The 24491-nt window shown below is 62.8% G+C and carries 20 protein-coding genes and 1 tRNA gene; 14 read left to right on the forward strand and 7 right to left on the reverse strand.

Features of this window, described 5'->3' with window-relative positions:
• The first annotated feature begins 408 nt into the window (after window positions 1-408).
• From WOC76_RS05860 to ppk2, 5 genes are all read left to right on the forward strand, one after another.
• Window positions 409-1071 carry a lipo-like protein gene (locus tag WOC76_RS05860; RefSeq protein WP_341108333.1) on the forward strand — a complete coding sequence of 221 codons (663 nt, stop codon included), beginning with the start codon at window positions 409-411 and terminating at the stop codon, window positions 1069-1071.
• Window positions 1072-1348: 277 nt separating this feature from the next.
• Window positions 1349-2038, forward strand: a complete 690-nt coding sequence (locus tag WOC76_RS05865) for a LysR substrate-binding domain-containing protein (protein ID WP_341108332.1) — start codon at window positions 1349-1351, stop codon at window positions 2036-2038.
• A 505-nt stretch (window positions 2039-2543) separates the two neighbouring features.
• Window positions 2544-2744: a DUF2933 domain-containing protein gene (locus tag WOC76_RS05870; RefSeq protein ID WP_341108331.1), complete on the forward strand. Its 201-nt coding sequence runs from the start codon at window positions 2544-2546 to the stop codon at window positions 2742-2744.
• Window positions 2745-2770: 26 nt separating this feature from the next.
• Window positions 2771-5047 (forward strand): copper-transporting P-type ATPase, encoded by a 2277-nt coding sequence (locus WOC76_RS05875; protein WP_341108329.1) that lies wholly within the window; start codon window positions 2771-2773, stop codon window positions 5045-5047.
• A 591-nt stretch (window positions 5048-5638) separates the two neighbouring features.
• Window positions 5639-6412, forward strand: coding sequence for a polyphosphate kinase 2 (gene ppk2 / locus WOC76_RS05880; protein WP_341108327.1), 774 nt, complete (start codon window positions 5639-5641; stop codon window positions 6410-6412).
• 48 nt (window positions 6413-6460) lie between these two features.
• Here ppk2 and WOC76_RS05885 read toward each other — a convergent pair whose 3' ends face one another.
• From WOC76_RS05885 to WOC76_RS05905, 5 genes are all read right to left on the reverse strand, one after another.
• The gene (locus WOC76_RS05885) at window positions 6461-9652 is read right to left on the reverse strand and encodes an efflux RND transporter permease subunit (RefSeq protein WP_341108325.1); all 3192 of its coding nucleotides are present in this window, start codon (window positions 9650-9652) and stop codon (window positions 6461-6463) included.
• Window positions 9649-11037: an efflux RND transporter periplasmic adaptor subunit gene (locus WOC76_RS05890; RefSeq protein ID WP_341108324.1), complete on the reverse strand. Its 1389-nt coding sequence runs from the start codon at window positions 11035-11037 to the stop codon at window positions 9649-9651. Before WOC76_RS05890 ends, WOC76_RS05885 begins: the two co-directional genes overlap by 4 nt.
• Window positions 11034-12263, reverse strand: coding sequence for a TolC family protein (locus WOC76_RS05895; protein WP_341108322.1), 1230 nt, complete (start codon window positions 12261-12263; stop codon window positions 11034-11036). The genes WOC76_RS05890 and WOC76_RS05895 overlap by 4 nt, the downstream gene beginning before the upstream one ends.
• Window positions 12260-12661 (reverse strand): FixH family protein, encoded by a 402-nt coding sequence (locus tag WOC76_RS05900; RefSeq protein WP_341108321.1) that lies wholly within the window; start codon window positions 12659-12661, stop codon window positions 12260-12262. Before WOC76_RS05900 ends, WOC76_RS05895 begins: the two co-directional genes overlap by 4 nt.
• Window positions 12662-12802: 141 nt before the next feature.
• Window positions 12803-13060, reverse strand: coding sequence for a hypothetical protein (locus tag WOC76_RS05905; RefSeq protein ID WP_341387628.1), 258 nt, complete (start codon window positions 13058-13060; stop codon window positions 12803-12805).
• Window positions 13061-13409: 349 nt separating this feature from the next.
• On the opposite strand from WOC76_RS05905, the gene WOC76_RS05910 reads away from it, so the two are divergent.
• The 5 genes from WOC76_RS05910 to WOC76_RS05930 all read left to right on the forward strand — a co-directional run bounded on the left by WOC76_RS05910 (window position 13410) and on the right by WOC76_RS05930 (window position 16181).
• Entirely contained in the window at window positions 13410-13634 is a 225-nt protein-coding gene (locus WOC76_RS05910) for a hypothetical protein (RefSeq protein WP_341108320.1), read from the forward strand.
• A gap of 591 nt (window positions 13635-14225) precedes the next feature.
• Window positions 14226-14678, forward strand: a complete 453-nt coding sequence (locus tag WOC76_RS05915; RefSeq protein ID WP_341387630.1) for a hypothetical protein — start codon at window positions 14226-14228, stop codon at window positions 14676-14678.
• A gap of 198 nt (window positions 14679-14876) precedes the next feature.
• Window positions 14877-15092: a hypothetical protein gene (locus WOC76_RS05920; protein WP_341108315.1), complete on the forward strand. Its 216-nt coding sequence runs from the start codon at window positions 14877-14879 to the stop codon at window positions 15090-15092.
• Window positions 15093-15451: 359 nt separating this feature from the next.
• On the forward strand, window positions 15452-15712 hold the full coding sequence (locus WOC76_RS05925) for a hypothetical protein (RefSeq protein WP_341108314.1): 261 nt from the start codon (window positions 15452-15454) through the stop codon (window positions 15710-15712).
• A 10-nt stretch (window positions 15713-15722) separates the two neighbouring features.
• Window positions 15723-16181, forward strand: a complete 459-nt coding sequence (locus WOC76_RS05930) for a hypothetical protein (protein ID WP_341108313.1) — start codon at window positions 15723-15725, stop codon at window positions 16179-16181.
• A 71-nt stretch (window positions 16182-16252) separates the two neighbouring features.
• Here WOC76_RS05930 and WOC76_RS05935 read toward each other — a convergent pair.
• Window positions 16253-16329: transfer RNA gene (locus tag WOC76_RS05935), tRNA-Asp, on the reverse strand.
• A gap of 292 nt (window positions 16330-16621) precedes the next feature.
• Between WOC76_RS05935 and WOC76_RS05940 the strand changes: the two genes are divergently transcribed.
• The 3 genes from WOC76_RS05940 to WOC76_RS05950 all read left to right on the forward strand — a co-directional run bounded on the left by WOC76_RS05940 (window position 16622) and on the right by WOC76_RS05950 (window position 21459).
• Window positions 16622-16894: an FAD assembly factor SdhE gene (locus WOC76_RS05940; protein ID WP_341108312.1), complete on the forward strand. Its 273-nt coding sequence runs from the start codon at window positions 16622-16624 to the stop codon at window positions 16892-16894.
• Window positions 16891-20445, forward strand: coding sequence for a transcription-repair coupling factor (gene mfd / locus WOC76_RS05945; protein ID WP_341108310.1), 3555 nt, complete (start codon window positions 16891-16893; stop codon window positions 20443-20445). The genes WOC76_RS05940 and mfd overlap by 4 nt, the downstream gene beginning before the upstream one ends.
• Window positions 20446-20589: 144 nt before the next feature.
• Window positions 20590-21459, forward strand: a complete 870-nt coding sequence (locus tag WOC76_RS05950; RefSeq protein WP_341108309.1) for a Spy/CpxP family protein refolding chaperone — start codon at window positions 20590-20592, stop codon at window positions 21457-21459.
• Between the two features lie 88 nt (window positions 21460-21547).
• Here WOC76_RS05950 and WOC76_RS05955 read toward each other — a convergent pair whose 3' ends face one another.
• The gene (locus WOC76_RS05955; protein WP_341387635.1) at window positions 21548-23203 is read right to left on the reverse strand and encodes a multicopper oxidase family protein; all 1656 of its coding nucleotides are present in this window, start codon (window positions 23201-23203) and stop codon (window positions 21548-21550) included.
• Between the two features lie 152 nt (window positions 23204-23355).
• On the opposite strand from WOC76_RS05955, the gene WOC76_RS05960 reads away from it, so the two are divergent.
• Entirely contained in the window at window positions 23356-24489 is a 1134-nt protein-coding gene (locus WOC76_RS05960) for a TonB family protein (RefSeq protein ID WP_341431325.1), read from the forward strand.
• Window positions 24490-24491 lie beyond the last annotated feature (2 nt).

Here is a 24491-nt window from a genome sequence, read left to right on the forward strand (position 1 = left end):
GCAGATGCACAGAAAACCAACGGCATCAGCGCCCGATGGGGCCTTGGCACTATCGCCTGCGGAACGGCGCCGGCAGGCCCGACGGTAGCGAGTTGCGAGCCTGGTCTTTCTTACGCATGGCGCGCACGCGCCGGTCGTCGGTTCCTCCCAAGCTCAGTGGTAGACCGCGCGTCACCAGTACTTGCAACCTGTCTTGCTCCTGATAGCTACATAGTAGTGGCGCAATCGAGCTGAGCCCGGGGCGTGTCACAGCGTAGCAGCATAAGGCCTGGTTGGATGCTTAAGGCATTCTTACACAAGCTCGGAGTCGCCCTTTCCAACTATCTCATGCAGGAAATAGAGAGCGACCCGTTAACGACGCCGACCAACATAGCAGAGTTGAGGAGATGCTTGAAGCCTGGAGATGTAATGCTGATCGAAGGGTCCACACGAGTCTCGGGGCCGATTAAGTACCTCACGCAGTCGACCTGGTCGCACGCGGCATTGTTTGTTGGTCCGATCAAGAATTATCAGGACAATGGCGGGGAACCGCATGTGCTCGTAGAGGCTGATCTAGCCGCCGGAGTTTGCTCTTCTCCCTTATCGAAATATGCAGGCTCTTCTACCCGCATCTGTCGTCCGGTCAACCTGCGTACGGAAGACCTCGCCACGCTTGTCGCCTTTGCGGTCGACCGAATTGGCTGCCGCTACGATCTGCATAACCTTTTCGATCTGTTGCGTTACCTGATGCCGACGCCGCCAATACCTTCCCGCCTGCGTCGTCGCTTCATTTCGATCGGCGCGGCGTCGCCGACTCAAGCCCTGTGCTCGACGTTGCTCGCGCAGGCATTCCAGTCGATCAATTACCCGATCCTGCCAATCATCGAGCTAATCGACGACGAAAAGGCTTCGTCACGTCTGCACCATCATGTCGTTCGCGAAATCCTCCACATCCGAAATTCGGCGCTTTACGTTCCGCGCGATTTTGACATTTCGCCCTATTTTGAAATTGTAAAGCCCACGGTCGAGGAGGGATTCGACTACAAGGATCTGACCTGGATGTCAGATGCGCAGACCGGCGGAACGAAGTGACATTGGGTTTTGGTCAGCGAGCCACGAAGTCGCAGTATAACCCTCGCGTGCGCCGGACAGGTTCCCGCTTCGGCGGAAAGCGCGCCAAGGCCCCCGGTAAGGAGCAATGCGTATGCGTGCGGGACCTGCTCGAGGATCCGCTCCTCGTTCGCACGCGCGACGGCTTTGCGTTGACTCCGAAAGCGCAAGCGCTGGCGCCGCGCGTCATCGCAGCGCTCGACGGCCTGAAGCCAGTATTCAATCCGACGCCTTTCGATCCCGCAAAAGAGCCCGAGTTTTGCGCGTCGCCGCAGCCGACACGCAGTCGATCTTGCTCGGCCCAGCGATCATGAGACGGCTGTCGCGCGAGGCGCCCCTGGTCGACCTTTGCTTCGAATCCTACAGCGACGTTCTCAAGCGATTGGAGCGCGGCGCGCTCGATCTCGCTTTCGCGTTGGCGACCACGCCTCTCCCGCCTGGGGCCGTCAGCGAGACCGTCGCGCGCGATGAACTTGCGCCTATCTTGCGCCGAGGTCATCCGGCCACGAAGCGCCGGTGGAAACTCGAAGATTACGGTCGCTTCGATCATGTCGGCGTCGCGCTGCTTGGCGACGGCACGTCCGAAATTGACGCCATGCTCGCCGCGGCAGGCGTTTCCCGCCGCATGGCCTTCACCGCGCCGCATTTTACAGCCGCGCTCGCCTGCGTGGTGGCGACGAATATGGTGACGACTCTTTCGGCCACGTTCGCTCGCCACTTTGCCGATCACTTCGGCCTTGTTTTGTTGAAGCCGCCTTTTGAGAACACCGCATTGCCGATGACCCTCGTTTCCTCCCAAATTCGGGCTGGCGACCCCCTGCTAAAGTGGTTCTGCGCGCTTGTGCGTGATGAGTCCAAGGAAATATACGAAGGCAAAATCCAGTCGCGTCGACAGTCGGAAGCGCCGGGGAAACAGGAGAGCCTGACAGAGTGGCGACGGCCATCGTAATCCCTGCCAGGAATCGGCAGAATTTTAGAGGCGTTTAGGCCCTTCGGCCTACATTCGCTGTTTGCCGATGAAGTCGATGAAGCCGCGCAAAAGTGACGGCGCGTCAACCGGCTGGAGCACTAAAGTCATGGCCCGTCAAATTTGAGCGGCCATTTCGTGGCGGACGAGACGCCTGATTGTTTCTGCGAACCGCTGGTTCTTGAAGCATACGCCGAGGAAATAGCGCTTGCATTGGCGCCGTCGTAGAGGCCGCCTAAACGTGATTTTAGCAACTTCGCCTCAGGAGTTCAGAAATTGGTCGGGACAATCCCAGTGAAAATCGTCTTCTCCTTGAGCTGAACGGCTCTGTTGCGAGAACGGGCCTGCTCTGCTGATAGCAGGCGATCTTCTTCCGGGAAGGGGCCCGTATATCTGAACGTAAGCATTAGATGCCTTGGTCTCTGGATTGGCCCGTGCTTAAGTCCTAAGTTCCCATATTGGGACTTTGACGATCCGGAGTGACGAAATGCGATTTTCACTCCCACGAACCCCCGTCCTGTTCCTATACGGGCTGGCAGCCGCATTTCTTGTTTATTGGCACTGGCGACACATTCTCGACGCCCTCCCATTTTTGGTCGTGCTGGCATGCCCGCTGATGCATCTTTTCATGCACCACGGACACGGCCATCGCCACGACGCGCCGCCGGAGAGAAGAAACGGAAGCTGATCAGCTGAGCTGAGCCGGAGGAAGCCATGGGGCACGAGCATCATCATCACTCAGACCCCGCCGAGCATGAGACGAATCCTGATCTACAACCTTTGCAGGCGTCTTCCAGCCAAGCTGTAAGCGCTGAACAGAGCCATTCGCCGCCGGGTGAAGGCACTATCTACACATGCCCCATGCATCCCCAAATCCGGCAGGTCGGGCCCGGCAACTGCCCGATTTGCGGGATGACGCTCGAGCCCGTGATCTCTACCGTCGAAGAGGGGCCAAGCGCCGAACTCGTAGATATGACGCGGCGGTTCTGGGTTGGGTTGGCGCTGACGATTCCAGTCTTCCTCCTCGAGATGGGCGGACACTTCCTGACTCTCCACGATTACATTTCCCCAGAGGAATCAGGTTGGGTGCAGTTTGCCCTGGCAACGCCGGTGGTTGTGTGGGCCGGTTGGCCATTTTTCGTTAGAGGCGCGCAGTCGCTTCTGACTCTAAACCTCAACATGTTCACCCTCATCGCCATGGGCACGGGCGTAGCGTGGATCTACAGCGTCATCGCCGTTTTTATGCCCACTATTTTTCCGAAGGCGTTTCGCAGCACGGAGGGCGCGGTTCCTCTCTATTTCGAGGCGGCGGCCGCCATCACCGTGCTGGTGCTCCTTGGGCAAGTTCTTGAATTGCGCGCCCGCGAACAGACCGGGGGAGCGATCCGCGCTTTGCTCAACCTGGCGCCGGTCACAGCGAAGCGCGTGCGCGACGACGGCTCCGACGAGGAGGTTGCGTTGGATCAGGTCGGCGTCGGCGACCGCCTGCGTGTGCGTCCAGGAGAGAAAGTGCCGGTCGACGGCGCTCTCGTCGAGGGTCGAAGCTCGGTGGACGAGTCCATGGTGACGGGCGAGTCCATGCCGGTGACCAAGAGCGTTGGCGACACTGTCATCGGCGGCACGCTCAACCAGAGGGGCGGCTTCATCATGAGAGCAGACAAGGTCGGCAGCGACACGATGCTTTCCCGCATCGTCGACATGGTCGCTTCCGCCCAGAGAAGCCGAGCCCCGATCCAGCGCCTCGCTGATCAAGTCTCCGGCTGGTTCGTGCCGCTTGTGATCCTGGTCGCGCTATTTGCGTTTGGCACCTGGTCAATCTGGGGGCCAGAACCCCGCATGAGCTACGGCTTGATTGCAGCCGTCTCGGTCCTCATTATCGCCTGTCCGTGCGCCCTTGGCCTCGCGACCCCAATGTCAATCATGGTCGGCGTCGGGCGCGGCGCTCAATCAGGCGTCCTGATCAAGAACGCCGAGGCGCTTGAGCGGCTGGAAAAAGTTGACACGCTCGTCATCGACAAGACTGGCACGCTGACGGAGGGCAAACCCCGTGTAACGGCCCTTCGTCCCGTCGCAGACCTAGCAGAAAGTGAGCTTTTGAGAGTCGCCGCGAGTCTTGAGCGCGCAAGCGAACATCCACTAGCGCAAGCGATCGTTCAGGCTGCACACGAGCATAACTTGAACCTCTCCGAAGCGAGGGATTTCGACTCGCCCGTCGGAAAAGGCGTGACCGGGACAATCGACGGCCTCGCAGTCGCGATTGGCAATAGGCGCTTTTTGGATGAGCTTGGCGTGGACCTCGGCCGTCTCGACAGCGTCGCCGAGCAGCTGCGCGAGGACGGGGCGACGGCGATTTTTGTCGCCGTTGATCGACGCCCGGCCGGAGTCATCGCGATCGCCGATCCGATCAAGGAGACCACCCACGACGCGCTACAGTCCCTGATCGATGATGGTCTCTCTATCGTCATGCTCACAGGCGACAATTGGACATCAGCGCGAGCGGTCGCGAGGCGCCTGGGCATCTCCGAGGTCGAGGCAGAAATCCTTCCGCAGGATAAAAGCGAGGTTGTCGACCGACTGCGTCGATCCGGCCGAATTGTCGCTATGGCCGGAGACGGCGTGAATGACGCGCCGGCATTAGCGGCAGCCGATGTGGGAATCGCAATGGGTACCGGAACTGACGTCGCGATTGAGAGTGCAGGCGTCACTCTGCTGAAAGGGGATCTGCGCGGCATCGTCCGTGGTCGCCGTCTGTCAAAGGCAACCATGCGAAACATCCGAGAAAACCTGTTCTTTGCCTTTATCTACAATGCGGCGGGCGTGCCTGTCGCTGCAGGCGCGCTGTATCCCGCCTTTGGCCTCTTGCTGTCGCCCACGATCGCTGCGGCGGCGATGGCGCTGTCCTCAGTGAGCGTCGTCGCCAATTCATTGAGGCTCAGGCGGGTCCGGGTCGAGCCCAAACGTCTGCCGGTCATGCCGGCATCACGTGACTAGCGGGAAAACCCTAGCCGTCCGAACGTTGGCGACACGTCAAGTATCCTCAGACACGGGCTTGCCCCGGTCTCGCGAGTCCGAGGGAAGAAAACCATGTCAAAAGTGATGATAATGCCCAAGTTGCTACAAGCTGCTTGGACTAAACAATCGGAAGGGAGAAAAATCAATGCGCAAGCTTACCCTTTTGATTGCCGCATCGCTTCTCGCAACGACTAGTCTAGCAATGGCTCCGGCCTCTCGCAGTTAATGGGAATGAGCAGGACATCGGCGGGCATTACCGGCATATGCACCGTGACTGGAGCCAGCAGGAGGGGCGCCATGTGCACAACGCTTGCTGGGAATGGAACCTAGGCGCCGGATGGGTATGTTCTGCAGAAATTGAGTTGAAGTAGCAAGGACCCTGAAGTCGGCAGAGACCCATAAAAGGCGCGTGTCTATAGGGGGCGGGCCTTCCCCGCGCCCTTCGGACCGCGCGGGTCCTGCGATGATCGTGGCAGGAGGGGTCCATAAGTCTACTGCGCCTGGGCTAAGGGTTTGGCGTGCTCCCAGCGCAGCAAGGTTGCCGGCGCGTCGATCGATAGGGGAGTCCGTATGGGCAAGAAATCAGAAAAAGAAGACGAAGCCTACGCCGAGGCGATGCACAAAGTGCAAGTGGAGCTCGTCAGATTCCATAAGCACGTGATCAAAGGCGAGCAAAAAGTCTTGGTGATTCTTGAGGGGCGGGACGCGGCCGGCAAGGATGGAACGGCAAAGCGAATTATCGAGCATTTATCCCCGCGCGAATCTCGCATCGTCGCGCTCGGCAAGCCTTCAGACCGTGATGAGAAAGCCTGGTATTTCCAGCGCTATACCCCGCATCTGCCGATCGGCGGCGAAATCGTGATTTTCAACCGACGCTGGTATAATCGCGCGGGTGTGGAGCGCGTCATGGGCTTTTGCACGGAAGACGAATACGAGCAGTTTATGCGAACCGCTCCGATGTTCGAACAATTACTCGTCCACTGCGGCTTCACGCTCATTAAATATTTTCTCGACATCAGCCGGGAGGAACAACGGAGACGTCTTGAGCGTCGCCGAAACGACCCTTTACGTCAATGGAAGGCTAGTCCTATTGATGAGACAGCGCTCGAACATTGGGAGGCCTATTCGAAGGCCCGAGACGAAATGCTGAAAAGAGCCCACAGTGTTTTTGCGCCTTGGACTGTCGTGAAAGCTGACGATAAACGAGCCACTCGCCTTAATGTCATTCGCGATTTGTTGTCCCGCTGCTCCTACTCTGGCAAAAGACACGGCGAATACCCCGATCCGAACAAGGTCTACTTCTTTGACGAAACCTTGCATACCAGAGGCGTGATCGCGCCGTAGAGAGCTTGAGGGAGCATGTGCTATTCCCCCAGGAATCTGGCTATGAGCTCACGAACCGCCTCCACCGGCCGCCGTCAAGCTTGTTCCCTGGGTTTCCTTCTCTGAGTTGACGAACCTCTCCGTTATACCAATTGGCAGGCCGACGCCTTTTGTCAGGGCATAGATCGCGGGGATCACGACGAGTGTGAGAATAGTGGACGACACCATGCCGCCGATCATCGGCACGGCAATGCGCTGCATAACCTCGGACCCGGCGCCCGTGCTCCATAGGATCGGCACGAGCCCGGCCATGATGGCGACGACGGTCATCATCTTGGGCCGCACGCGCTCCACGGCGCCGAGCATGATGGCCTTGTGGAGGTCGGCCTTTGTAAACGCTTTCTCCTCTTTGGCCCGCGCCGCGGCAACCTCGCGCATGGCTGCGTCGAGGTAGATGAGCATGACCACGCCTGTCTCGGCCGCGACGCCGGCGAGCGCGATGAAGCCCACCCCCACTGCGACTGACATGTTGAAATTCATCATCCACATCAGCCAGACGCCGCCGATCAGCGCGAAAGGCAGCGACAGCATCACGATCAGCGTTTCGGTGAGTGTGCGGAAGTTGAGATACAGCAGCAGGAAGATGATGAAGAGCGTCACCGGAACCACGATCCGCATCCGGGCTTCCGCACGCTCCAAGTATTCGAACTGGCCGCTCCAGACGGCGTAGGCGCCGGGTGGAAATTCGATCGCCTCGGCGACGGCCTGGCGGGCCTCCTTCACGAAGCCGCCAATGTCGCGGTCTCGGACGTCGATGTAGATATAGACGGCAAGCTGCCCGTTCTCGGTCCGGATGGCGGTCGGCCCTCGGACGAGTTCGACTTTCGCAATTTCGCCGAGCGGCACGGTTCCCCCGCCGGGCAGCGCGATCAGCACGTCGCTCGCGATAGTTCTCGGGCTCGATCTGTAATCGCGGGGATAGCGCACATTGACGCCATAGCGCTCTCTGCCTTCGACTGTCGTCGTGACAACTTCGCCGCCGAGCGCCGTCGCGATGGTCGCCTGCACGTCGTCAATCATCAGGCCATAGCGCGCCAGAGCCGATCGGTCCGGCGTGATGTCGAGATAATAGCCGCTCATCACCCGCTCGGCGTAGGCGGAAGACGCGCCGCGAACACCCTTCACGACCTTCTCGATCTGGCGCGCCAGCACTTCAAGTTGTCCCAAATCGCGCCCCATGACTTTGACGCCGACGGGCGTCCGGATGCCTGTCGCCAGCATGTCGATGCGGTTGCGGATCGGCATGGTCCAGGCATTGGAGACGCCGGGGAACTGTAGCGCCTTGTCCATCTCGGCGACGAGGCTCTCGAGCGTAACGCCGGGACGCCACTGATCCTTGGGTTTAAGGTCGATGATGGTCTCGAACATTTCCAGAGGCGCGGGTTCGGTCGCGGTCGAGGCGCGCCCGGCCTTGCCGTAAGCCGATTGCACCTCAGGGAACGACTTGATGATCCGGTCCTGCATTTGCAGCAGCTGGGCTGCCTTCGTCACGGAAAGGCCCGGAAGGGTCGTCGGCATATAGAGCAGTGCGCCTTCGTTCAGCGCCGGCATGAATTCCGCGCCGAGCTGGCGCGCCGGGAGGATCGTGATGCCGAGGATGGCGAGCGCCATCAGAACTGTCAGGATCTTCGCGCGCATGACCAGGCGAATGATCGGCCGATAGACGTAGATAAGCGCCCGGTTGATCGGGTTGTGCGCTTCGGAGACAATCCTGCCGCGTACGAAGACGACCATAAGCGCTGGGACCAGCGTCACTGACAGAAGCGCCGCCGCCGCCATGGCGAAGGTCTTGGTGAAGGCGAGCGGGCTGAAGAGCCTCCCTTCCTGCGACTCGAGCGTGAAGATGGGCAGGAAGGAAACTGTAATGATCAGCAGGCTGAAGAAAAGGGCTGGCCCCACTTCCGTCGCCGCGTCGATCAGCACGTCGACCCGGGACACGGATGGCGACGCCCGTTCGAGCCGCTTGTGCGCATTTTCGATCATGACGATCGCGGCGTCGACCATGGCGCCGATCGCAATGGCGATGCCACCGAGGCTCATGATGTTCGAACCCAGCCCCAGCGCCTTCATCGCCGTAAAGGCCATCAGCACGCCGACGGGCAGCATGATGATGGCGACCAAGGCGCTACGGAAGTGAAGGAGAAAGACGACGCAGACCAGCGCGACGATGACGCTTTCTTCGGCGAGCGTCCCGCGCAGTGTCTCGATCGCCGCATGGATCAGCTCCGACCGGTCGTAGACCGGGACTATCTCGACACCTTTTGGCAGGCTCGGGGCGATCTGCGCCAGGGCGGCCTTGATATTGTCGATGACCGTGAGGGCGTTGGCCCCGTAACGTTGCAGCGCGATGCCGCTTGCGACCTCGCCTTCGCCATTGAGCTCGGTGATGCCGCGCCGCTCGTCCGGCCCGAGTTCGACCCGCGCCACATCCTTCAGCAGAAGGGGCGTTCCGCCGCCTGCTCTCAACACGATGTTTTCAATATCGGAAACGCCCTTGAGGTAGCCCCGCCCCCGGACGATGAACTCGAACTCGGAAAGCTCCACTGTGCGTCCGCCGACATCAGCATTGTTGGCGCGGATCACCTCCCGGATCCGCGAGAGCGGTATGTCCAGCGCGCGCAGGCGATTGGGGTCGACGACCACATTGTATTGCCGAACGAAGCCGCCGACGCTCGCGACCTCCGCCACGCCTTCCGCTTTGGCGAGGCCATAGCGCAAGGTCCAGTCCTGCAGCGAGCGAAGCTCCGCGAGGGTCATGTTCTTGGCGATCAGCGCGTATTGGTAGACCCAGCCGACGCCCGTCGCGTCTGGACCGAGCACCGGCGTCGCGCCGACTGGCAGGCGCTTCGTCGCCGAGCTCAGATATTCGAGCACGCGGGAGCGCGCCCAATAGACGTCGACGCCGTCTTCGAAGATCATATAAACGAAGGAGACGCCGAAGAAGGAGAAGCCGCGCACGACTTTCGATCGCGGCACGGTGAGCATGGCGCTCGCGAGGGGATAGGTGACCTGATCCTCGACCACTTGCGGGGCCTGGCCCGGATATTCCGTATAGACGATCGCCTGCACGTCGGAGAGATCGGGAATGGCGTCGAGCGGCAGGCTTCGCAAGGAGTAGACACCCGCCGCAATCGCGAAGAGCGTCCCGACGAATACCAAGATCAGGTTTCGCGCCGACCACGCGATGAGGCGCCCGATCATTTGCCCGGCCCCTGGCCCAGCGCCTGTAAGGCGGCCTTCAGGTTGCTCTCGGCGTCGATGAGGAAGTTCGCGGCGGTCACCACGCGGTCGCCTTCCGCGACGCCACTCGTGATCTCGGCAAAGCCCTCTCCGCGCCGGCCGATCTTGACCTCTTGTGGCTGGAAACGACCCTCGCCCTTATCGAGGATCACGACCTGCCGCTTGCCGGCGTCGATGACCGCGCTCTCAGGGACCGCGAGGACCTTCTGCTTCCCGCCGGCTTCGATTTCGACGTCGGCGAACATGTCGCCGAGCAGCAGGCCGTCCGGATTGGGGAGCTCGATGCGCACCCGCGCCGTTCGCGTTTCCATGTTGAGGTGCGGATAGACAAGGGCGACCTGACCCTTGAACGGCCCGTCCGGATAGGAGCGGACACGGATGATCGCCGGTTCCCCTGGTTTGACAGAGGAGACATCCCGCTCGGGGACATCCGCCAGAACCCAGACCAGGCTATGGTCGACAATGCGGAACAGCGTCTCGCCCGGGGCCGCCCGCATGCCGCTGAGCGCCGTCCGCTCGATGACATGCCCGTCTTGCGGCGCGGGCCAATCGAGGGCGCGGGGAACGCGGCGGCTTCGCGCGATCCCGGCGATCGTCTTGTCGTCCAATCCGAGATTGACGAGGCGGCGACGCGCGCCCTCCACCCGCGCGGCTGGCCCTGAATTGAGCACCGCGACATATTCGGCCGCCGCGCTGGAAAGATCCGGCCCGTAGACGCGCATGAGCGCCTGGCCTTTGCGGACATAGTCGCCCTCGGCGACCTTTTGGACCGACTCGATAAAACCTTCAAAGCGCAAGGAGACGACCGACGTCCGACGCGGATCGAAATCCACTCGGCCAGCCGCTCGAACGGGGAGGGTGATGGCCCGCCGTTCGACCGGTTCGGAGCGAACGCCAGTTCTTTGCAGCTTTCCGGGGCTGATCGTGACCGTCGAGGCGTCTTGCGCTTCATCCTCATAGACGGGCACGTAATCCATGCCCATGGGGTCTTTCTTGGGAGCCGGCGACGTATCTGGCAGCCCCATGGGGTTGCGGTAATACAGGATACGGCGGCCCGAGGATTGCTGCTGTGCGGGCTCTGCGGCCGCCCACGGCTTCTCATCAAAACCGACGTCCTCGCTCGCCCGGACGGCGACATAGTCCTTGCCTGCCGCGTTCTTTTTCGGCCCAGAGGAGAAGAACGGCCCTTCTGGATCACGGTAATAGATGATCGGGCCGGCGCCCACGGCCGCATGTCGCGCCGTGTTGTTGGCTTCATGCCGGATGCCGCGCGTGACGACGTAACTGGCCGCGCCGAGCGCCAATAGCGCCACAATAAAAGCGAAGGCGATGTGAGCGCGTTTCATAGCGAACCTCCCGCCAGGCGTTCGAGGTCGGCGTATTTGCTTTGCTCCTCGACCCGCAGCGCAAGAAGCTCCAATTCGACTGCGCGCAATCGCCGCTCGGACTCCAGAAGCGTCGGAAGGTCCGTTGTTCCCGCGTCGAAGCCTTGTCGGGCGGTCTCGACGGAGAGCCGGGCCGGCGGCAGCTGCCGCTGCTCGAAGATCTTGAGCGCTTTGCGGATGGCTTCCAATCGGAACCAGGCTTCGGCCACCTCCCCGTCGATGCGGATGCGCAGCGCGTCGTTGCGCGCCTGCGCGGCGCCGAGACTGGCGCTCGCCGCGCGCTGCTCGGCGTCTTTAGCTTCATATTGCAGCGGCACCTTGAAGCCGAGCAGGAACATCCCGCTGGTGTCGCGATTCCGGCGCTGCACCACATTCGCGCCGGCGGTGATGTCTGGATAGTAGTTGAGGTCGGTGAGTTCCTTCGTTCCGGTCGCGGAACGCACCTGCGCATGCGTTGCGGCGAGCTGAGGATTGCGCGATCTCGCAAGCTCCTGCACCCCGGCCAAGGTCATTTTCGCCTTCAACATGGGAAAGCCTTTCGGCGGAGCGAGCGGTGCCTGTGCTTTGCGTCCGATTAGCGCATTCAATCGGGCGCCCGCAGATTTTTCGTCACCCTCCCGGCGCGCCACGTCGGCAGCAGCGTTGGCGGCCTCGAGCTCCGCCTTGATCAGCTCCTGCTGATTGACCGAGCTTGCGCCATAACGCAGCCGCAGAACCTCGGCGAGCTGGTCGACACGCTGTTGCAGCGACTTGGAAAGCTCGACGGCGCGGTGGGCTGCGGCGTATTGGGCATAAGCGGACTTGATGCGCGCAACGAGATCGAGCTCGATGGCCTCGCTCTGATGCCGAGCCATATCCGCGTCCGCCGACGCGATGCCTTTCTCGAGATCCGTCTTTCCCCACAAGCGGAAGGTTTGCTCGGCGCCGACCCAGACCTGACCGACGCCCTTGTTGTTCACGTCCCAGGCCTGGAAGGTGACAGTGGGATCTGGCTGGACGCCGGCCGCGCCGACGCGATGCGCCGCAGCGTCCGCGTCGAGCAGCGACGCCGCCAACTCCGGACTGAGGCGCCTTGCGAACCCCAGGACGCTCTCGACGCTCGCGCCGGGGACGGCCTCGCGCTCGCCGCCAAACGCCGAGGAGGCGGTCAAGATCAATGCGGACAAAACGAGGCGACGTAACGTCATGGCGTCGCCTTCAACACCAGACGGCTTTGCAACGTCTCGGCCTCCCCCTGGACTTTCGCCGCCAGCGAGATGCGCCAGCGACCTTCATCGGTCAGGTCGACTTTGAACCGGTAGACGCCAGGCTCCGGGCTCTTTACTGGCTCGATGGCGCTCGTCATCTGCTCCATGTCGTCTGGGGCCATATCGAGGCGCAAGGCAAAGATGACGGCGTCGGGGACCGGCCTCTTGTCAGGCTTGTGGATCAATCGAACGTCGACGACGGCCTGTCCCTTTCGGATCTGCTCTTTTACGAGCTTGAACTCGTAGTCCCGGATGTCTGCGAAGGCGGACGTTGTGGCCGACAGAAGCCCCAGGGCAAGCAGAGCCCTTGCGGCTTGCCGGAAAACGAAACGGGTCATGAATGATCTCCTGCTCCCTGATGGAAGCACGGTGACGGACGGGGCTCTGGTTCCGGCAAGCAAAGCGTCGCGCACTTCAGCGACGTCACGCCGGCGGACAGAGGCCCTATTCGCCGAGAGGTTCCTCGGCCGGCACGACGGTCAGGAGATCGGAGGCCTCAGGTCGGGTGGCCCGGTAAGATCGAGACGCGCATCGTCGTCGCGCGGCTGCATTACGCGAGAGACGTAAACCTCTATCGCTTCCCCGACGATGACAACAGGCGTCAGCTGAACAGCGCCACAGACGAGCGAATCGCAACGCCTGGGGGTCGAACCGTGGTCGCCATGGCTGTGATGGCTGCTGTTGCCGATCGTCATCTCGGCGCAAGGATGGTTTGCAGAGGCCGCGGACGCACTCATCCCCGCCGCCGCAAGGGCGGCGACGAGGACAAAGGCACAGACCAGAAGGCGTAGCCAGCTTCGCTGCATGCAGACCCCTGAAATTCTTTGAAGGTTAGCACAGCAAGTGGTTGCGTGTAAAAGCAATTGCAAAAACATTGGGCCCGCCAGACGAGCCGGCGAGCCCTTTCTTTGCAGAGAAGAGGATGAGCTTGGCCCCAATTTGACCGTTGGTCAACACAGCTGCTGTGACGAAGACGATCGCCTCTCGGTTGAAGCTATGGGAAATTCGGGGAGGGCACGTGCGATCCGGATGTCTTCGCTGCTATATCCCAGGAATCGGCATTTCAACGCCTGCTGGCTACGACAGATGCTCGGCGAGGCTGGGATTGAGAATGCGGAAGTTGTCGCGGAAGCGGGAAGCCATCCTATCGACTCGCCCGATGACTGGTGGCTGGTCGCCATGGGCAGCGGCTATCGCGGAACGCTCGCCCAACTCGACACGGCCACATTTGCTCGGGTGCACAGAGAAACCTTGCGCTCCTCGCCCCAGGCGACGCTATCGCCACGAATGTTGTTTACAGCGTTGCTATAAAGTAGCAGCGCAGTGCACGCGAGTATTGGGAATGCGCTGCCAGCTCAGAATATCAATGCTTCAGGCATGTTTGAGGGATTGCAATATCGCGCTTATGGCCTCAATCGATTCCCTCTGGCGTCCTGTCGCAAAAGCGGCGCAGAAAGTCGTAAAACAACGAGGCCAAAATCCTTTCTCTCTTGGCGGCGCGTCATCGTCCGGATGCAAGCCCCGGAACGATTTCCAGCGCCTCAGCAGGCGACCGGAACGGAATGGAATTGACCTCTCCTCCTGTGAAATAGCGCTCGCTCGACGTCGCAGAGTTGCTGGGAGGGCGGGGATAGTTGACGCGTGGCCCAAGCGCCGTGGCGTGGGGGTCCCGCCATCCCTCGACATATTTAGTCGCATGCCTCGGGGCGGCGGCCGCGCCTGAGGGCTGCTCAATGGAGGCCAAACCCAAAGAGGCCCAAACGGCGCAACTGAGCAGCGCGGCGACCCTATTCATTCCCTTTCCCTCCAAAACGCCCCGCCTCCTTCGTTCCTTGCAAGCAACTCAACGCGTGGCACACGACGGCGCTGGCGGCCTCTGCGCTGCGAAAGTCGCGCGCAGCTTTGGCCTTACGGGGGCGGCGGATCATCCGGCTGAATCTGATTTTATTCCTTGGCATCGTCGCGCTCATTGGCGTCAACGGCGTCGTTTTCTCGTATCCGTTGTGGGGTCCCACCTTCAATCAGTATGCCGCGGATTTCTGGAAGGCGCATTCGCTGAAACCAGCAGTCAAGGCGGGGGACCGTACGATCTCGGAATGGTTGGGCGTGACCGACTTCTACTCGGTTCACCTGACCACTTATTTTCTGGCGGACTCGGCGGAAAGCGCCGGTGGCGCGACGGACGATATGAGTCGATACGACGAATATTGTGACCGAGTGCCCGGGACAGGCAAGGTCATTTTCTCGGTCACGCTGATGGAAAAAGAAGCCCGGGGTGATCCGATCGGAGGGGACCATTATCCAACCCGTGCCGATTGGCGAGCTTCAATTCATCCGCCTCGAAGACTTAAATAGAATTCCCGAATTTATGGGCGCCAACGCACTTTTGGTCGATCTGAAAAAGACGTCGGAAAAGCTCCCCGCTGCGCTCAGGGAACTCCTCAAGAGTGGCACGGAAAAAGAATCGAGCGATAGAGTACCTAGGGGTCCGCGAGGATCGAGGTCGTAGCGGGAGTCCGAAAAACAGGAGCGCGGATTCTCAGAAGCGGACGATTGAAAATGAAGAAACCGTCGAAGTTTTTGCAAGGGGACGTTTCTCGCGCCATCAAGAGCGCGCTGGCAGGCGGTTTTAAGTTTGAAGAAGTGCGCGTCGAGCCCGACGGCACGATCGTCATTGCTTCCTCGCAGCGTCTAGCGGCTGAGCATGATGCGCTTGGCGTGGTCGAACTCGACGCTCGATTAGAGAGGGACGCGGATGGGAAGAGTTAAAATCCCATATTACGTTGTGCGATACGGGCGCGGTTATTGGCAGGCGAACGCTGCAATGCGCGCGGCAGGATTTGCTTGCGTAGCCTGCGGCCCGGACGGACCGGCGGCGTGGGCGCGCGCCAAGGAAATAAATGACCTATGGCAAAAGCATAAAACCGAGCGTGTTGTTCAGCGTCCGCCCGGATTTCGGCGCGGCTCTATGGCCGAAGCCTTCGCCAAATATCGTGAAACGCCGGAGTGGAGCTATAAGGCCGAAAGGACCCGGGAAGAATGGCTGCGCGCCTGGAGATGGATGGAGCCGTATTTCGGCGACATTGCTCCTTCCGCCGTGACGATGCGTCTCGATTTTCCGCGAACGAATGGCGAAGAAGGTCAGCCAACGCGAAGCTCATCGCTGCATCAAAATTTGGCGCGCGCTCTGGCGCGTTGCCGCCGCGCTCAAATATTGCGTCAAGGACGCTGATCCGGCGCTTGGTGTCGTCAATACTGAGCCGGCCCGCCGACAGGAGTTATGGCACTACCGGGAAGCGGCGACGCTCGTGAAGACAGCGCTGCGCGCCGGGTATCCAGGGCTTGCAGCGCTAATAACGGTATCTTGGGACAGCTCACTACCCTGTTGACGTCCGTACATTGACGCCCGCGCAGCGCGCCCGCGACGAACAGGGTGAGTTTTTCCGCATCGCGCGCGCCAAGACCGGCCGGGAGGCCGTCGGGACCCTCTCTAAGGCCGCGGTGCGCATCATGGATGGGTATCTCGCGCAGCTCGGTGCGGAGATCGCCCCCGGAGCCGCAATTTTCAGAAACCGCTCCGGCGCGCCCTACAGCAAAGACACGCTCGGCGACGATTTTCGAAAAGTGCGGGCGCTTGCCTTCGGTTCGAACGAGCGGCGCACGCTGGCGGACTTTCGGCGCAGCGGCGCGAGCGAAGCGCTGCGGGGCGGCGCATCGATGGAAGCGCTCGGCCAGAAATTGGCAAACGACGTGGCGTCGAGTGCGCATTTGGCAAGAACTTATGTGCCCGTCGACGTGAGCATCGTTCGGACCGCCGATCGGGCGCGAAGGGAGGGAAGAAAGCGGAACAAAGTCTGAAATTCAGAGAAAAAGTCCGTCAGCACCATTATGAAAAGGAGCCGAACACATGCTGCAAGGGGTTGATTTCATGGCGAGAGAGACGGGGCTCGAACCCGCGACCTCCGGCGTGACAGGCCGGCGCTCTAACCAACTGAGCTACTCCCCCGCGCGGCGCGTTGTTCGCGCGAGGACTGCGGGATAGGGCAGGCGCGGACCGATGTCAAGCGGCTTCGATCGACAGATTGAAACCCGATGCGCGAAGCGTCCCCGCCGCCCGAGCCGATCGGCCAAAAATGTTGAACGCCCTCGGGCGCCGACATAAGAAAGAAGCGCGGGTTTTCCGGGGTGGATGGGCAGGCGCCCGTGCCCCCGACCGTGACCCCTTGCCGGGCCGGGCCAGAGGATCTGGCCACAGCGGCTTTTTTCAAGGGCCGCTCAATCTGCGAAAGGCTTTTCGCTTGGACGATCTCGACATCCGCCGCCGGCGCATCAAGGTCCGCGCCTGGCGGCGCGGCATGCGCGAACTCGACATTCTGATGGGCGGCTTCGTCGACGCGCGGGTCGATGCGCTGGCGGAGGCTGAGCTCGACGAGCTCGAGGCGTTGCTCGATCTCCCCGACGCCGAAGTTCTGAGCTGGCTCGCCGGCGGCGCGGCGCCCCCGCCCGAGCGCGACACGGCCCTACTTAGAGCCATCATCTCCTTTCACACCCACGACGGACCCATCCATTGAGCAAGGTGGCGGCGAAGACGAAAGGCGCGGCCGGGGCGCTCGAGTCGGCGCGCGCGCGCCTCGCGTCGGGCGGCAGGCTCATCTTCTCCCGCGCGCCCGAGGGCTTCGACGCCTTTCTCTGCGCCGATCTCGCGCGGGCGCTGGCGCGCGCGGCGGAGGGACGCCCGGCGGTCTTCGTCCATGTCGCGCGCGACGCCGCGCGTTCGGCCGCCTTTCGCGAGGCGCTGCGATTCGCCAATCCGGAGGTCGAGATTCTCGACATGCCGGGCTGGGACTGCCAGCCCTACGACCGCGTTTCTCCGCATGCGGGCGTCGCCGCCCGCCGCATGACGGCGCTCTCGCGTCTCGCCCGCGCCAGCTCCTCGGCCGAGCGCCCGCGCATCCTGACGACGACGGCGGATTGCCTGCTGCAACGCGTTCCGCCGAAGAAGACGGTCGCGGCCGAAAGCTTCTCCGCGGCGCCCGGCAATGTGGTGAAGCTCGACGAACTCGCCCATTGGCTCGAGGCCAATGGCTTTCTGCGCGCCAGCACCGTGCGCGAGACCGGCGAATATGCGCAGCGCGGCGGCCTGATCGATCTGTTTCCGCCGGGCCTGCCCGCGCCCATTCGTCTCGACTTCTTCGGCGATACGCTCGAATCGATTCGCAGCTTCGATCCCGAGACGCAGCGCGCCACGGGCCAGCTTCGCGCGCTCGACCTCACGCCGATGAGCGAATTGCGGCTGACGAGCGACAGCATGCGCCGCTTCCGCCAGAATTACGCCGCGCGCTTCGGCGGCCAGACGCGCGGCGACGCGCTTTACGAGGCGGTCAGCGAGGGCCGGCGCTATCACGGCATGGAGCACTGGCTGCCGCTTTTTTACGAGCGGATGGACACGCTCTTCGATTATCTCGGCGACGCGCCGCTGATGCTCGACGCGCTCCTCGAGGAATCGGCGGACGAGCGCCTCAAGCAGATTGCCGACTATTACGACGCCCGAAAGGAAGCCAACGATCTCGATCCGGCGAATTCGACCTACAAGCCGCTCGAGCCCGGCGCGCTCTATCTGACGCGCGACGAGTGGCGCGAGGCGCTGGCGACGCGGGCCACGGCGCATTTCTCGCCCTTCGCCTCCGAGAGCGCGGAGGCGATAGACTGCGGCGTCGCGCCGGGTCGCGATTTCGCGCCCGAGCGCAACGAGCCCGAGGTGAATGTCTTTCAGGCGGCGGCCGAGCATGTGCAGGCACTGCGCGGCGCCGGCAAGACGGTCATCGTCGCGGGCTGGTCGGACGGCTCCTGCGAGCGTCTCGGCCATGTGCTCGAGGAACACGGGCTGCGCGATCTGGCGCCCGTCGCCTCGCTGCCGGCGGCGCTGGCGCAGGGCCGCGAGAAGGGGCAGGGCGGCCTCGCGCTCGCCGTGCTCGGCGTGGAACATGGCTTCGAGACCGACGCTTATGCGCTCCTCGGCGAGCAGGACATTCTCGGCGACCGCCTCGTGCGCCGCCGGCGCAAGCGCAAGCCGTCCGAGAATCTGCTCGGCGAAGTCGCGGCGCTCACAGCGGGCGATCTCGTCGTCCATGTCGATCACGGCATCGGCCGCTTCATCGGACTGGAGACGATCACTGCCGCCGGCGCGCCGCATGATTGCCTCGAATTGCATTACGCCGGCGGCGACAAGCTTTACCTGCCGGTCGAGAACATCGAGCTTCTGACTCGCTATGGCGGCGAGGACGCCGAGGCGCAGCTCGACAAATTGGGCGGCGCCGGCTGGCAGACGCGCAAGGCGCGGATGAAGAACCGCATTCGCGAAATGGCCAAGGGCCTCATCGCGATCGCGGCGCAGCGCCAGCTCAGACCGGCGCCCAAGCTCGTCCCGCCGGAAGGGCTTTACGACGAATTTTGCGCCCGCTTTCCTTATGACGAGACAGAGGACCAGCTGGGCGCAATCGAGGCCGTGCTCGACGATCTCGGCGCAGGGCGGCCGATGGACCGGCTCGTCTGCGGCGACGTGGGCTTCGGCAAGACGGAGGTGGCGCTGCGCGCGGCCTTCTGCGCCGCGATCAACGGCAAGCAGGTCGCCGTCGTCGCGCCGACGACGCTGCTCGCGCGTCAGCATTACAAGACGTTCAGCGCGCGCTTCGCGGGCCTGCCGATCAAGATCGGCCGCCTGTCGCGCATGGTCGGCGCCGCCGAGGCGCGCGAAACGAAGCGCGAGCTTGCAGAGGGCAAGGTCGAGATTCTCATCGGCACCCACGCCATTCTCGGCAAGGGCGTCAATTTCAGCGATCTCGGCCTCGTCATCATCGACGAGGAGCAGCATTTCGGCGTCGGCCACAAGGAGCGACTGAAGGAGCTGCGCGCGGAAGTGCATGTGCTGACGCTGTCGGCGACGCCCATTCCGCGCACCTTGCAGCTCGCCATGACCGGGGTGCGCGAGCTTTCGCTCATCACCACGCCGCCCGTCGACCGTCTCGCCGTGCGCAGCTTCGTGTCGCCCTTCGATCCGCTCATCGTGCGCGAGGCGCTCTTGCGCGAACGCTATCGCGGCGGACAGGCCTTCTTCGTCTGTCCGCGCATTGAGGATCTCGAAGAGGCCGCGGCCTTCCTGCGCGAACATGCGCCCGAGTCGAAATATGTCGTCGCGCATGGGCAGATGTCGGCGAGCGAGCTCGAGGACAAGATGTCGGCCTTCTATGACGGCAAGTTCGACATTCTGCTCTCGACGACGATTATCGAATCGGGCCTCGACATTCCGACCGCGAATACGCTCATCGTCTGGCGGGCGGACATGTTCGGTCTCGCGCAGCTCTATCAGTTGCGCGGCCGCGTCGGACGCTCGAAGACGCGCGCCTATGCGCTCTTCACCACGCCCGCCAACCGCACCATTACGCCTCAGGCGCAGAAACGTCTCGAAGTGTTGCAGACGCTCGACACTCTCGGCGCGGGCTTCCAGCTTGCGAGCCACGATCTCGATATTCGCGGCGCCGGCAATCTGCTCGGCGAAGAGCAGTCGGGACACATCAAGGAAGTGGGCTACGAGCTTTATCAGCAGATGCTCGGCGACGCGATCGCCATGCTGAAAGCCGGCGTCGACGAGCCGGAGGAGGAGGTCTGGTCGCCAACGATCGCCATCGGCGCGCCCGTGACGATTCCCGAAGATTACGTCCCCGATCTCACGCTGCGCCTCCAGCTATATCGCCGTCTCTCGACGCTCGAGACGGATCAGGACATCGAATCCTTCGCCGCCGAGATGATCGACCGCTTCGGCCCCATTCCGCCCGAGGTGGAGCAGCTCTTCGAGATCGTCGCGATCAAGGCCATGTGCCGCCGCGCCCATGTCGAGAAGGTCGACGCCGGTCCCAAGGGCGTCATCGTCTCTTTCCGGGACAATCATTTCGCCGACCCGGCGGGCCTTGTTCGCTATGTCGCGGAGCAGGGGACGCAGGCGAAGGTCCGGCCGGATATGCGCATCGTCTTCATCCGCGAATTCGAGACGATGAAGCAGCGCCTCGCCGGCACGCGCCGAATCCTGCGCGCGCTCGTCGGCATTGCGGAGAAGAAAGCTTCATAACCCTGGCCTGAACGGCATGCCGAAAATTGACGCGCGACAATTCGCGGGGTGTCTTCGGCGGCCGTTCTGTTACACTCCCGCTTGCGAAAGTCGGCGGCGGGCGATCCGTGCGCCGATTAGAACAATAGATTTTTGGGAGGAAGCATGACCGGTCGCGCCTTTTCCATGACGACGAGTTTTGCGGCGCTCGCGCTGGCGCTGGGCCTCATCTCGGCCCACGCGGAAGATATGGACCACAGCAAGATGGACCATGGCGCGATGGACCATTCCGCGCATGGCGCGACGCAGTGGGCGGACCCCGGCAAGGCGCAGGCCGCGCCGCCTGCCGCGGACGCCGGCAAGGCGGAAGCGCCCAAGGCCGATGAACACGCCAACCATCACGGCGGCGGCATGGGCATGGGCAAGGACGGCATGGGTAAGGACGGCATGGGCGGCATGTCCCACGGCGGCGGCATGATGGGCGGCAAGGGTGGAATGATGGGCGGCATGATGGGCGGCATGGACCATGGCGGCGGTTCGGGCGGCGGCATGAGCCACGGCGGCGGAATGGGCGGGATGATGCAACACATGATGTGCGGCTTCACCGAACATCTCGAAGGCCGACTCGCCTATCTGAAAGCCGAATTGCGGCTCACCGATCAGCAGATTTCGGCGTGGAGCAATTTCGCCGACGCCTGGCGCGCCGCCGCGCAAAAGGCCAACGCCAAATGCGCCTCGATGGACGAGCGCCCGGACAACTCCAAGCCGGCGGTGCTGCAGAAGCTCGACAAGATGGAAAACCATATGGTCGACCATCTCGACATCGTGCGCGCGCAGAAGGCGGCGATCGAACCGCTCTTCACCGCGCTCTCCGACGAGCAGAGGAAGATCGCCAGCGAAACCCTCACGAGCGTCATGAAGGTCGGCATGTCCATGATGGGCGGCATGGGCCATGGCGGCGGCGGTATGATGGGCATGGGAGGCATGGGTGGAATGGGCGGCATGAGCCACGGCGGCGACGGCATGCAGCACTGATCGCCGCGCCGTTCCTGAAAGAAAGCCTCGCGTCCGTATGGGCGCGAGGCTTTGCATTTCAGGGAGAATTCGAGAGGGTGCGCGGCCCTCACTCCACAGAGAATTCCCGCATCATGCCCATGTCCTCATGTTCGAGGTTGTGGCAGTGATACATGAAGCGGCCCTTGAAATCGCTAAAGGGCTTGGCGATGCGGATCGTCTCGCCCGGCGCGACCAGCACGGTGTCCTTCAGGCCGCTGTCGATCAGTCCGTCGCGAATGGTCGCATAGGCGTCGGGAGCGGCGTCATTATAGCTCCGGCTCAGGATTTCGAAGGGCTGGCCGTGCAGATGGATGGGATGGGCCATGTTCATCATGCCCATCATTCCCCCGCCCATCATGCCGCCGCCGCGCATGCCCATGCCGCGGCCCATGCCCATTCCGGCGCCCATGCCCATGCCCATCCCCATCCCCATCCCCATGCCCATGCCGCCGCCATGGTCGTGGAAGATTTCGAAGAGCTGCGCCGTGTCGACGGGTATGCGCTCGATGTCCATCACGTCGTCGTGATCGTAGGCGCGGCCGTTCAGCATGACCGACATGTGGCCCATCGAGAGCGCGATCGGGCGCGGCTTGTCGGGATTGGCGATGTCCTCGGCTCGGTAACGCCGGATCGAGGCGAGCTTTTCCGGCAGTTTCGGGCTGTCGCTCACCACGCGCGCCACTGTGACGGCGAAGAGCGGATAATCGTCGCCCATGGGAAGTTCGCCGCCCATCATGCGCTGCGCCATAGGCGGGAGCAGGCCCTCGAATTCGCCGCTGCGCATCACGAGCCTGGAGCCTGCGGCGCGACCGCTGAAATCCACCCACAGATCGACGCGCTCGGCCGGGGCGAGCATCACATAGGGGCGCCGTTCAGGCTTCTCCAGAAGCCCCCCGTCGACGCCGATGACGGTGAGCGGCGTCCCGTCGTCCCACTGCAATTTGTAGATGCGCGCATTGGAGCCATTGAGGATGCGGAAGCGATAGGCGCGGCTGGCGACGTCGAGTTTGAAGTCGGGCCGCCCGTTGACGAGAACGCGATCCCCGTAAAAGCCGAACATGTCGCGATGCATGCCGCCCCAATAGGCGAGCTGGTTGGCGTCGTCGAAGGAACGGTCCTGAAGTACGAGCGGAATTTCATATTCCCCGGAGGGCAGGCCGAGGGCGCGTTCCTCCTCGTCCTCCACGATGAGGCCGCCCGCGAGCCCGTGATAGACCTGCGTCGCCGTCGCTTCATGCGTATGCGGATGATAGAAGTTGAAGCCCGCGCGATTGCGCAGCTCGAATTCGTAGACGTAGGTCTCGCCGGGCTCGATCGCCGCCGTCGGATGGCCGTCCGCATCCATCGGCACATGCAGCCCGTGCCAGTGCGTGATGGTCTGCTCCGGCAGATCGTTGCGCAGCCTGATGCGCACTTTCTGGCCTTTCACGAAGCGCATCAGCGGCCCGAGATAGCTGTCGGGCGACGAGGCGAGCGTATTGGCAGGCCCTTTCAACAGATTGCCCGCATAGCGCCAGACCTGCGTCGGCCTGCCCGGAAGAATCGGGACCTGGTCGCGCCGGCAGACGAGCTCCAGGTCCACATCGGGGTTGAAGCTTGCGCTCGCGACGCGCGGCGCGGGCCGCCCCGAGCCGCCGCCGGAAAAAGCCATGGTCGGCGCAGCGATCGCCGCTCCGGCCGACATAAGAAAGCCGCGCCGGCTGAGCCCGAACTTCTTTTGCATTCAACCCGTTCCCTCTGTCGCGGTCTGACGCCGCTTTTTATTAGATGATGCGAATATAAGCCGTTTTGAAGCCTGCGCCGCTGCGGCATAAGGCGGCATGGGCTCGGGTCCGCGCTCGGCTGCGGCCCGGCGTGAGCCGCAAAAAATCCCAGATGGTTTGCGAAAGGCGCGGCCTGTGGCACATTCGCCGCCACGATTTCACCGCCGGCCTGCCGTGCAGGCGTTGGCTGGGTGAAGGGTTTTTTTCCAGCGAGATGAACGAGACGATCAGACAGAAGCCGCGCGCCGCAGCGATCGCCGCTGTCGCCATGGAACGGCTTTTCGATCCGCGCCTGCGCGGCGGCGTGACGCCGCGTCCGCGCTTTCTCGCCTTTCTGCTGCTGTGTCTGCTGCTCCACCTCGCCATCGTGGCCTTCCTGCTGTGGGAGGACCGGCACACGGAGTTTGCGCCGCCGCAGGAGGAAATCCCCGTCGAGGTGATCACGGAACCGCCGCCGCCTCCCGAGGAGAAGAAGCAGGAGGAGCCGCCGCCGCCGGAGCCGCCGCAGCCCGAGCCGGAAAAGCAGAAGGCGCCGCCGCCTCCGCCTCCGCCGCCCGTGGAGGAGGAGAAGCCCGCGACCGACGCGCCCAAGCTCGAGAGCAAGGAGAAGAGCGAGCAGGATTCGCCCGAGGAGCAGAAGGAGGCCAAGACGCCGCGCAACGAGCCGCCGACGGAGAAGGTCACGCCCAAGGACGAGAAGCCCGAGGGGCTCAAGGACGCGACTGACGAGGCCGACGGCGACAAGACGCCCGAGCCCGCGCCTCAAAAGGAGATCGAGGACAAGCCGGACGCCGAGATCATCGAGCGCGCCGAAAAGACGCCCACGCCAACGCAGCAGCCCGAGACGAAGGACACGAAGGCGGCCAAGAAGGGGCAGGGGATGACGATCGCCGACATGGTGGCGGCGATGGCGCCGCTGCCGGACTTCAAGCTGGCGGCGCCGCCCAAGACCTCGCCCATCGGCGGCGGCCAGGCCAAGACGACCTATCTGACGATCCTCTACGGGCTCATCATGCCGCATATGCGCATTCCGCCGCGCGTGCGCGCGATCCCCATGTCGAGCCGGGGCGTCGTGGCCTTCTACATCGACGAAATGGGCAATCTGACCCATCAGGCGGTCTACAAGACGAGCGGCCTGCCCGATCTCGACGCCGCGGCGCTGGCCGCCGTGCGCGCCGCCGCGCCTTTTCCCGCCCCGCCGCGCGGCCTTCCGCGCGCGATGCTGTTCACCTATGCGACGAAATAGGG

Origin of the sequence: Methylocystis sp. IM3 (assembly GCF_038070105.1) — a bacterium.
In the GTDB taxonomy this organism is placed as follows: Bacteria; Pseudomonadota; Alphaproteobacteria; order Rhizobiales; family Beijerinckiaceae; genus Methylocystis.